Here is a 10,210-nt window from a genome sequence, read left to right on the forward strand (position 1 = left end):
CAAACCCGCCGAAGCTCAAGAACAAGAGCCGAAACTAGCCGCCTAAACTCACGCTGGCCTCATTCACCTTGACAAATTCCGTTGACGCGTCCAGTTGGGGGGAACCTGACGAGGTGACACTCGACGACCTGCGGCTTTCAAGAAGCGCATTTCACGTTCCGCACATGACTACAACAGAAATGAGTGGAGCGATGACAGCCAGTTGGGTCCGCCTCTTACTCTGGGTTGCCGCCCTGGTCGCATGGTCCGCGCTCATCCTCGTCGGGCTGGTCCTGTTGGGGACAGGTCTCGATAATGCGTTTTATTTTGAGCCAACCGGTGAGGCTCTTGAACGCGATCGTGTGGGGAAGATTCTCATTCTCGTGGGTTCGGTCGCCCTCTTCGCTGCCGTGGTCTGGGCTCGGTTGATGCACGCCCCCATCTGGTCCTGCGCCCTCGTCGCAGCCCCGGCTGTCCTTGTCGGCGGCCTCACCTTGTTTTTTGGAGGTTCTCTGCTCCCACACCTCAGCGCCTTGGTGACTTTCCCTGTTGCCCTTGCTGGCCTGGTTTGCGGGCTTGTCCTCGCCAGGCCACTGCTTCGCGCTGGCTCCGCGGGCCCTACCGCGTCGGTTGACCGTCAGGAATCAGCCTGAGCTTCCGCCCGCCGTCGGCGAGTGCTGATCACTATCCATCTGAAGATGGCAGCGTTGATGGCAGCCAAGAGGAAGAATCCCAGGTAGTACAACGCCGCGCTCATGGTCAATGCTTCGACGGCGAATTCTGCTGGCCCGGACACTTGCGATGAACCCAGTGAACCGACGACATAGTAAGCAGTAGATAACGGCAACGTCAGAACCACGATGAGCAGAACCATCGCTTCGGGTGCGGCCGTCCCGCCGCCCAGTTCGAAGGCGCGCATCACGGACACTGCCGCAATGAGCCCGGCGACTGACACTCGGTAGGCGCCCATCGACCCCGCGGCCCAGAGCCGTTGCTGCGAGCACAGCCGCCAGACCCGGTTCTCACCCGCGGTGAGGCCGGCCTTGCCCAGCTCGTCGGAGATGAACCGGTAGCCGAACGCGGGGTCGTCTCGGTGGATATCCCAGGCGGCGTTGGTGAGGTGGGCGTCGTCCCAGTCGCGCTGGGAGATGGGGTTGCGTTTCCATTGGTAGAACGCTTGTTTGGAGAAGTGCAACACCCGGCAGGTCACCGTGACGGGGACACCGTCCACGGCCATTTCACGGACCAGCGGGTAGATCATTTTGGGTTGACGTCCCGGGAGAGATAGGCGACGGCACGGCGCATGACCTCGGCTTCCTGCTCGAGCAGCCGAGTGCGTTTCTTCGCATCCCCCAGCTCGACGGACTCCTTCTCGGTTACGCCGGGCTTGACGCCTTCTTCGACGTCGGCTTTCTTCAGCCAGTTCGCGAGACAGGACTCGGAGATCCTGAAGTTTCTCGCGATCTGGTTCAGCGGGGCTTCGTGCTTCCGGGCGACCGCGACATCGCGGCGGAACTCGGGCGGGTAGGGCTTGGGCATGATGATATCTTTCCAGCGAAGATGAATCTCCACAGGTCAGGAATCAACCAAACCGGGGGCAGTCCCATCCTCTTCGGTGCAGAGGTGCAGGTGGCCCTTGTACTCGGTGTCTTTCGTGTGTACCCCGCTGATTTTGCTGGCGATCTGACCGGCCTCGAAATTTTTAACCTGCCCGGTCACCACCGTTGAAATTGTGGTTCATCGGTGTCTCCTTCCGGTCCGTCCACCCGAAAACTGAGCTACTCGCCGACCATTTCGACGGCGGCCTCGGGTGTGGCGACCCGGAAACTGAACGACTGCTCAAGGTACAGGTGAATCGCTTCGCCGTCGTGATAGTCGTAACCGAGAGAGAGGTCCTGGCCGGATTCGAAGAGGAAGTCCCCGCCGCGCAAGCTCAGGACGACCGCGCCGCGAACGCCGGCGGCCCACACGATCGGGCCTCCTAGGATTTGGCGCAGGTGGTCCAACAGGGGATAACCGCCGTGCTCGCTCGTCTCGATTACGGCCGTGTAGTCATTGGGACCCAGCGCAAGCCCATATGGGCCGCTGATACCGTTCCTGAGCAGCGCCGTGACGGCCAGGGCCACCCGTCGAGGATAGTCGTTGAAGTCCTCTACCCGTTCGATGGCAGCATTCGGGGATGACTCCGTGATGCCCGTGATGCCCGCACTTTCCCAGCCGTGGAAGACGGCAATATTTTCCGTGCTGGCCATGCGCATGACTGCCCTGTCGAGATCTCGCAGATCCGGATCCGCAGCACCTCGGTCGTAGTCAAGCAGGTCCCTGCGGGAAACGATGAACTCGGCCCGTACCTCAGTCAACCGCAACACCTCACGGCGACATGCACTGATGCCGACGACGGGGACGTCTGCCACAGCTTCGGTCCGCCCCAGGTTGGTGGACGAGTATGACCACCCGTGAGGGCCCGAGAAATCCACGACCTTCCGCGCACCGAGCGTCACAGTCAGACGTTCCTTCGCTTCTTTATCTAGCAGCTGCCAGCCGTCATGAGAAATCGGAGCGAGGGTCCGCAGTAAATGGTTTATGCTCATGATTCTGCTCGCTTCAGTCTGCCGATTCCTAAGGATGAGATCGAACCTACCCCGCCGGGCGTATCGGAAGCCCGACCATGTTTTTCAGCAGCCGCAGCTTCCGATCGTTCACCATTCTCAACAATGTCACCATCCTGAAAGAGGATGCCGCGGGCGGTCTCGCGCCACAACGGTTTGGCCCGCATCAGGAACTCCAGATCCATGCTGAAATGCTTGAACTCCTCACCCAGCGAGTCCTCCATGATGGCGCGGGAGGTGGCATCGGGCTCCAGCGAAATGCGTTGCTCATACCACCCGATGGCCTCAGCTTCTTCGGTCAGGTTCGCGCACATCCGGGCGAAGGTGCGGGTCTGCGCGGACAGCTCCCCAGCAGGTTCGTGGTACTGATCAAAGCCCATTTCAACACCCTCTTCCGACGTTGGCGGTACCACTACCACGGTACTCCGCACCGGCCCTGCAGACAACCGATCGCCTGGACTCAGTGAGGATGCCTTCTCGATCATCGGTCGGCACATCTCTGGGTCGATGTCGAGGGACTGCTCCGCTGGATCGTAGTGATGTGGTGGGCGGAGTGGGCCGCTCACCAGAATCGGTCGAAACAGCAGATCCTACTAAATGACGCGATCGCGACCGGGCTCCTCCAATGCATCGCGTCAATTCCGGGTGGGTCAAGGTCGGTCGCGACGATCAGCGCAAAAGTATTCCACGGCCTCGAGCATGTCGCCGCAACCCGGCTCTCGTTTTTACTTACTGTCCCGGCGCTCGTCGCCGCCGGCGGATACGAAGCAGCCACGCAGGCCGGAAACGATCGGTGCTTCTGTCGGTTGGGGCACTACGCTGGCCGCAACGCTGGCGCACTTCGTTGTAGCGGTCGCGGTCGCGGCCGCCAGGCTGCGTCGTCGTCAGCGTGCCACGATGAGTGCCTGCGGGGCGGCCTGTTTCATGCGGGTGCTAAGCCAGTCGAGTTGCACCTTCGTCTGCCCCTCACATCGGGTGATGATCTCGACGAGTTCACCGTCGCGGAGCCCGAGGGCGGCCTGTTTGACCACGGTCCAGGTGACGTCGACCAGGCTGGCCAGAATGTAGACGTCCTGCAGGTCTCGAAGAAAGCCGATGGCGCCGCTGCGGCTGGACAGAACCGCGTCGGCATGGAGTCGTTCCGGTTCGTCGTCGGGCCGCTCGCCATAGCGGCCGATTGCGGGGGCGAGCGCCTTCTCGTGCTGGTCGCACTGCGCGGCGAGGGCCTCGCAGAGGTGTAGTACGTCCGGTTCGTTGCCGTGTTCTGCCGCGACCTGGCGGAATGAGTCGGCGAGGGAATGCTCGGCCGTCGCCAGCATGCCGAGGTACACGGGTAACAGCATCAGTTTCCCTGCCCGGTTGCGACGGTAAGCGGCTCAATCGGGGGTATCGATTCGTGCGCCTCCGCGTCACCACCGCCGTCGGTGACCGGCACGCCGCGGGGATCCGCGGGTCGGGATGCGGCGGTGGTTGGGGCGGGGGACGGCCCGGCACCGTCCGCTATCTTTTCCACACGCACGGCCGCGTTTTTGAACAGGGGCTGCTTGGATACCGGATCCCACTCGGTCACCGTCAGTTCGTTGGCTGCGGTGGGTTGGCCGTCGGGGCCGGACCGACCGGAATCCCAGTAGCCGTAGTGGAACGGAGCGAATACTGTTCCCTCGCGCACATTTCCGACGCGGGCGGGCAGGACGAGTTCGCCGCGGCGGGAGGTGACCCGGACAAGGTCGCCCTCCGAGATACCGAGGTGGCCAGCATCCGGCACCGAGACCTCTATCCACGCCGACGGTGCGGCATTGTTCAACTGCCGAGCGCGACCGGTTCGAGTACGGGTGTGGAACTGGTAGGCCGTGCGACCGGTCGTGTATCGCAACGGGTAGTCGGCATCCGGCTCTTCGTGTGGTGGCGCGTAGGCTGCAGCCCTGAAGAGGGCCCGACCGTGGGTCTCCAGCGCACGGAACGCCTGCTCGCCGACCGTCGCGCCGGTGAGCAGGTCATGGCCGAACGTTTCGCAATCGTCGGGTTCGGTGCGGAAGACGCCGTCACCATAGAGTCGAACCGTTCCGTCGGAATGCTCGTCGTTGCATGGCCAGGGAATGCCGCTTCCCCCGCGAAGTCGTTCGTAGCTGATGCCGGTGTAGTCGCACGGGCGCCCGCGGCTGCAGTCCTGCCAGGCGCTGAAGCCATCCTCGGGCCTCGCCCAGTCGAGGAGTGGCGCGCCCGACTTCGTGCGGAAATCCATCCGTGCCGAGTAGTCAAGAAAAATGTCGAGGTCGCTCCTTGCCTCACCGGGCGGCTCGACGGCCTTGTCGGAGAGATGCACCGTACGGTCCACGTTGGTGAAGGTTCCTGTCTTCTCGCCCCAGCCCGCGGCAGGCAGCACGACATCGGCGTACCTCGCCGTCTCGGTGAGATACAGGTCCTGCACGACCAGGAAGACGCTTTCCTGGCCGAGGATGCCGCGGATGCGAGCCAGTTGCGGCATCGAGACCGCCGGGTTCGTCGCCGAAATCCAGAGGAACTCGATGCTGCCCTGCTCGACATAGCGGAAGATCTGCATTGCATGGGTCGGGGGTGCCCAGTGCGGAATGACCGAGATATCAATGTCCCACAGTGTCGCGAGCTCGGCGACGTGCTCCTGGTTCTCCCAGTTGCGGAATCCGGGAAGGTCCCCGTCCGCCCCGCACTCTCGGTTGTTCTGTGCGGTGGGCTGGCCGTTCATCTGCAGCACCCCGTTCCCCGCGGTGCCGATTTTTCCTCGGAGCAGGTGCATATTGTTCACCTGGCAGGATGCTGCGGTCGCCTGCGCCGACTGGTAGAAGCCCTGTAAAACGGTGGAGAGCACCCGCTCGCTCGTGCCGAAGATACGCGCGGCCTCCCGCACGTCGTCGGCGGGGACACCGCAGGTGTCCGCTACCGCCTCCGGGGTCCATGGTTCCACCACGGCCCGCAATTTGTCGACGCCGATGGTGTGCGCCGCGATGTACTCCTCATCGATCCATCCGTTCATGAAGAGTTCCCGGATCAGGCCGTTCATCACCGCCTGGTTCGTGCCCGGACGCACCGCGAGGTGCACGTCCGCGAATCGTGCCACCTCGGTCTCGCGCGGGTCGATGCAGACGATGCGCGGCCGGTCCGGCCCGGCGATGCGGTCTAGCACCCTCGCCCACAGCACCGTTTGGGTCTCGGCCATGTTGTGGCCGTAGAAAAACATTGCGTCACACTCGTCGATGTCGACGTAGCTGCCGGGCTGGCCGTCCGCGCCGAAGCTCTCCTTCATCGCCGCGGCGGCGGTCGCCGTGCACAACCGGGTGTTGCCATCCATGTGCGGAGTGCCGATGCCGGCCTTGCCAAGAATCGCCAGCGCGTAGTACTCCTCGAGAAACAGTTGGCCGCTGGTATAGAACGCGTGACTCAGCGGTCCCTTGTCCGCCAAAAGCTGCCTGCTTCGCTCGACGATCCGGGACATGGCCGTGTCCCAGTCAGTCTCGACAAGCTCGCCACCGATCCGGATGAGCGGACGAGTCAGCCGGTCGCCATTGGACATGCCCTGCCAGCTGCCGAAAAGGCCCTTCGGCCCGAGTCGCCCATGATTGACGATGTCGACGGCGCGGCCGCGCACGCCGACCATCCGCCCGTCTTTCACCGCAATGTCGCACGCGCAGCCATTGCTGCATAGCGTGCAGGCCGACTGCACCCAGCGATCAACGTCGTCGTCGCCGAGCCCATCGGCCAACTTCTGATCGACGCGCACCGGCCATTTCTCGCCTCGGGCAAAGGGCGTCCTGGTACCCCAGATGTCGCCGATCCTGTCCACCATGACAATGCCCGCTTCCGCTCTGACTTGTAGTCTGCGCTCACGAGCGGTTCAGATCAATGTCACGACGGGACTCATCTGAAGTGCACTGTGGCAAAGCCATGTTGTGCGGATTATCATCACGGTACTGCATTGATTTCTTTACCGACGTACGGGACGAAGGAACAGTTAACATGGCCACGACTCACACTCCGAACACCTCGAAGATGGGCACCGAACAGGTGGATCTTTCGCGTGCGTTGGCGACCCAGTTGAGGGTGGATTCCATCCGCTGCAGCACCCGGGCGGGTTCTGGGCATCCGACCTCGTCGTTGTCTGCGGCCGATCTGATGTCGGTCCTGCTTCTTCGGCACCTGCGGTATGACTGGGCCAACGCCCAGCAGGCGACCAATGACCACCTGATCTTTTCGAAGGGGCACGCTTCGCCGTTGTTGTACTCGATGTACCGTGCGGTGGGCGTCGTGGATGAGGACGAGTTGGTGAACACCTACCGCCAGTTCGGTTCTCGTCTTGAGGGGCATCCGATGCCTATCCTGCCTTGGGTGGATGTTGCGACCGGTTCTCTCGGACAGGGCCTACCGGATGCGGTCGGGGTGTGTCTTGCCGGAAGGTACCTGGACAAGCTGCCATACCAGGCGTGGGTGCTCTGCGGGGACAGCGAGATGGCCGAAGGCTCCATGTGGGAGGCGATCGACAAGGCGAGTTATTACAATCTCGGCAACTTGACGGCCATCGTCGACGTCAACCGGCTTGGCCAGGACGGTCCTACCGAGCTGCAATGGGACATGGACAAGTATGCCAAACGGGTCGAAGCGTTCGGCGCCCGTGCCCTCGTGATCGATGGACACGATGTCGCCGCGATCGACGCGGCACTGACCGAGGCCCGGTCCCATCCGGAGCAGCCGACGGTGGTCTTGGCCCGCACGATCAAAGGTAAAGGTGTGCCCGAGATTGAAGACAAAAACGGCTGGCACGGCAAGGCCCTGCCGCAGGAGATGGCGGAGCGGGCTATCGCTGCTCTGGGTGGCGTGACCGGGTTGACTATCACTACCGCCGTCCCCGAAGCCGGCACATCGGCGATCGTCCCCGACCCGGACGTCGCCGTCACCCTCCCCACCTGGGAGATCGGCGAGAAAGTCGCCACCCGCGCGGCTTTCGGTGCCGCGATCTCGGCGTTGGCGGTGCGCCCGGAGGTAGTTGTCCTCGACGGTGAGGTCGGCGACTCCACGCATGCCGGCGAGTTTCGGGAGGTCTGTCCGAAACGATTCTTTGAAATGTTCACTTCTGAACAACAGCTCATCGCCTCCGCGGTGGGTTTGTCGGTGCGCGGATACATCCCCTTCGCGTCAAGCTTCGCAGCTTTCTTAATCGCCCGACCCTACGACTTCATTCGGATGGCCGGTTTGTCGGAGGCGAACATTCGCCTCGTCGGCACTCACGCGGGCGTTGAAATCGGCCAGGATGGGCCCTCCCAGATGGCGCTGGAAGACATTGCGGCGATGCGGGCCATCCACACCTCAATTGTGGTGTATCCAAGCGACGCACCCTCGACTGCGGCGCTGGTGAAGATAATGGCCGACACGGACGGCATCAGTTACCTACGCGCAACCCGTGGGGCCTATCCGGTCATCTACGGACAAGAGGAGCAGTTCCCCCTCGGCGGGTGCAAGGTCCATTGGGCTGGGGCCGACGACACCGTGTCACTCATCGGGGCGGGAGTCACCCTGCACGAATGCTTAGCAGCCGCCGAGGAGCTCGCTCAGTCCGGCATCGCCGCACGGGTGATCGACCTGTACTCGATCAAACCCCTCGACCGGGACACCCTGATCGACACCTGCCGCATCACGAAGGGACGGTTGGTTGTGGTGGAGGACCATTATCCGCAGGGCGGCATCGGGGCTGCGGTGATGGAGGCTCTGGCTGAGGCGGAGGTGCCACAACTGCACGTCAAACTCCTCGGCGTCGCCAAGCTACCGATGTCGGGTGAGTCGGCCGAACTCCTCGACGCCGCAGGGATCTCAGCCCGCCATATCGTCGCCGCTGCCCGAGAACTAATGGGGTTTCGATAATGCGCCTCCCAGACACGGCCAACTTCCGGAGGCGCGCAGAGTGAGGTTGTCGTCAGCAGTAATGTTTGTACGTGAACTCGACCGATCAGTGCTGTTCTACAAGAAACTACTCGGCTTCGACGTGACGGTTCGAAACAACAGCGCCGCGCTGCTGGTCGGCGCCGACGACGGCGAGCTGAACCTTCGCGAGATAGGAGCGCGCGCCGAGCATCCCCTCGGTCCCGTCGGGATCCAATACCTGATCTGGACAGCGGAGGACGAAGAAGAACTTCGACGATGTGAACGGGTACTCCGCGCGCAGTCACCACACGTGACAAGCCAAACCATCGATGGATTCAGGATGGTCGAGGGCCGTGGTCCCGACGACGTGCCGATCGTGGTCACTTATCCGGGACCCGAGCAGGCACCGCGGCACGAGATAGTCCAACGCATCTACGAGTGGTAACCACACACCCGGCGTAAAAGTCGATCACGACCCTGTCGGCCGGGCACGCCGCGGATCACGCCCGTCAGGTTGAGTCGGTCTGGCGCCGAGTTGTGGTGGGGCGGGGATCGCGCACTCACCGGTTTTCCAGCGGAAACGGTGACCGGTTGGCCGTGGTGGACGAGTTGGACCGGCACGCCATCGAGAGTGGAGTACGTGGCGGCCGTGGCGGTGTCCTTGACCCGCAGCATTCGCCCGGACAGGAGCAGTCCGAACGCGAGCCTGGTGAGCCCGGGAGGCAGCCGAGGGGCGAAGCGAAGCGTGGTTTCGGCGTGCCGCGTTCCGCCGTACCCAGCAACAAGCATGCCCCCCTCCCGATACTTTCTTCGTAGGCCCACAAGGTGTGAACTGGATACGTGTTGGCCTGTCGGATCCGGCATAGTCGTTGCCCCCAGTCGTTGATGATCCGGGGGGGTGCCTTTATATTTTTGTCAAGCGGCGAGTTGGTGTTCGGTTTCGTAGAGGGTGCCGTCGGGCAGCATCGCAAATAGAACATCACGCCGCCGTCGGGCGAGGGCGATGAGGGCTTGGTTGTGGCGTTTGCCTTGGGCGATTTTTCGGTCGTATTACGTTCTGGAGACGGGGTCTCGCGGGGCCGCGAAGGCGGAGAGGAACAGGGCGCGTTTAAGGATCTTGTTTCCTCGTCGCCAGGGATGTTCACCGCGGATTGATGATCCGGAACGTCGGGTTACTGGTGCGAGGCCGGCGTAGGCGGCGAGGTAGCCGGCGGTTTCGAAATGCTTGCCGGCGACCTCGGTGAGGAGCCGGGCTGCGGTCCTGACGCCGACTCCGGGCATGCTCGTCAGGACGGGGGAAAAAGGGTGGTCGTTCACCAGCTTCTCGACCTCGACGGCGATGTCGGACCGTTGTCTGCGCAGAGCGGCGAGCTGTTTGGCCGAGCGCGGTAGGACGGTTGCGGGAACCTGATCATCGGGCTGGGAGGGATCGCGATCGGGACCCTCGTCGAACGCACCACGAGGTTCACGATGCTATTGCACCTGCCTCCCATGGGCGAGCACAAGATGGCCGGCGCGCAGGTCAAGAACGGGCCAGCGACAGCCGGACACGGCGCCGATGCCGTCTGTGATGCGATCGCCCGGACCATCACCGGCCTGCCCGAGACCCTGCGCAAGTCACTGACCTGGGACCAGGGAGCGAGATGGCCCTGACCCCGTTGAGTGGACACCTCACAAGAGAGAATGTTCACTATGGCAAGATCACGTCGGGAGTTCACTCCTGAGTACAAAGACGA

General features: G+C 63.0%; 8 protein-coding genes and 4 pseudogenes. 4 read left to right on the forward strand and 8 right to left on the reverse strand.

Annotated features, from left to right (window positions below; translation table 11 throughout):
- Nucleotides 1-215: 215 nt before the first annotated feature.
- The 4 genes and pseudogenes from CXY82_RS16845 to CXY82_RS00540 all read right to left on the reverse strand — a co-directional run bounded on the left by CXY82_RS16845 (nucleotide 216) and on the right by CXY82_RS00540 (nucleotide 2,968).
- Nucleotides 216-503, reverse strand: coding sequence for a hypothetical protein (locus CXY82_RS16845; RefSeq protein WP_146069002.1), 288 nt, complete (start codon nucleotides 501-503; stop codon nucleotides 216-218).
- Between the two features lie 455 nt (nucleotides 504-958).
- A pseudogene (locus tag CXY82_RS17720) lies at nucleotides 959-1,518 on the reverse strand (IS3 family transposase); the annotation flags it as partial.
- Nucleotides 1,519-1,757: 239 nt separating this feature from the next.
- The gene (locus tag CXY82_RS00535) at nucleotides 1,758-2,570 is read right to left on the reverse strand and encodes a family 1 encapsulin nanocompartment shell protein (protein WP_104169217.1); all 813 of its coding nucleotides are present in this window, start codon (nucleotides 2,568-2,570) and stop codon (nucleotides 1,758-1,760) included.
- Nucleotides 2,567-2,968 (reverse strand): hypothetical protein, encoded by a 402-nt coding sequence (locus CXY82_RS00540; protein ID WP_233194011.1) that lies wholly within the window; start codon nucleotides 2,966-2,968, stop codon nucleotides 2,567-2,569. The genes CXY82_RS00535 and CXY82_RS00540 overlap by 4 nt, the downstream gene beginning before the upstream one ends.
- A 159-nt stretch (nucleotides 2,969-3,127) precedes the next feature.
- Here CXY82_RS00540 and CXY82_RS18430 point away from each other — a divergent pair.
- Nucleotides 3,128-3,352, forward strand: a pseudogene (locus CXY82_RS18430) (undecaprenyl-diphosphate phosphatase); the annotation flags it as partial.
- Between the two features lie 120 nt (nucleotides 3,353-3,472).
- Here the strand turns inward: CXY82_RS18430 and CXY82_RS00550 are convergent.
- Nucleotides 3,473-3,931, reverse strand: coding sequence for a hypothetical protein (locus CXY82_RS00550; protein WP_104169218.1), 459 nt, complete (start codon nucleotides 3,929-3,931; stop codon nucleotides 3,473-3,475).
- On the reverse strand, nucleotides 3,931-6,408 hold the full coding sequence (locus CXY82_RS00555) for a molybdopterin oxidoreductase family protein (protein ID WP_104169219.1): 2,478 nt from the start codon (nucleotides 6,406-6,408) through the stop codon (nucleotides 3,931-3,933). Before CXY82_RS00555 ends, CXY82_RS00550 begins: the two co-directional genes overlap by 1 nt.
- A 170-nt stretch (nucleotides 6,409-6,578) precedes the next feature.
- Between CXY82_RS00555 and CXY82_RS00560 the strand changes: the two genes are divergently transcribed.
- The gene (locus CXY82_RS00560; RefSeq protein ID WP_104169220.1) at nucleotides 6,579-8,474 is read left to right on the forward strand and encodes a transketolase; all 1,896 of its coding nucleotides are present in this window, start codon (nucleotides 6,579-6,581) and stop codon (nucleotides 8,472-8,474) included.
- Between the two features lie 40 nt (nucleotides 8,475-8,514).
- Nucleotides 8,515-8,919, forward strand: coding sequence for a VOC family protein (locus CXY82_RS00565; protein ID WP_104169221.1), 405 nt, complete (start codon nucleotides 8,515-8,517; stop codon nucleotides 8,917-8,919).
- On the opposite strand, the gene CXY82_RS18435 is transcribed toward CXY82_RS00565, so the two are convergent.
- On the reverse strand, nucleotides 8,907-9,338 hold the full coding sequence (locus CXY82_RS18435; RefSeq protein WP_104169222.1) for a glycosyl hydrolase family 65 protein: 432 nt from the start codon (nucleotides 9,336-9,338) through the stop codon (nucleotides 8,907-8,909). The two genes, CXY82_RS00565 and CXY82_RS18435, sit on opposite strands and share 13 nt — an antisense overlap.
- 51 nt (nucleotides 9,339-9,389) lie before the next feature.
- A pseudogene (locus CXY82_RS00575) lies at nucleotides 9,390-9,869 on the reverse strand (transposase); the annotation flags it as partial.
- A 6-nt stretch (nucleotides 9,870-9,875) separates the two neighbouring features.
- On the opposite strand from CXY82_RS00575, the pseudogene CXY82_RS00580 reads away from it, so the two are divergent.
- Nucleotides 9,876-10,115: pseudogene (locus CXY82_RS00580) on the forward strand (IS30 family transposase); the annotation flags it as partial.
- Nucleotides 10,116-10,210: the final 95 nt, after the last annotated feature.

This window comes from Cryobacterium sp. M23, assembly GCF_002929655.1.
In the GTDB taxonomy this organism is placed as follows: Bacteria; Actinomycetota; Actinomycetes; order Actinomycetales; family Microbacteriaceae; genus Cryobacterium; species Cryobacterium sandaracinum.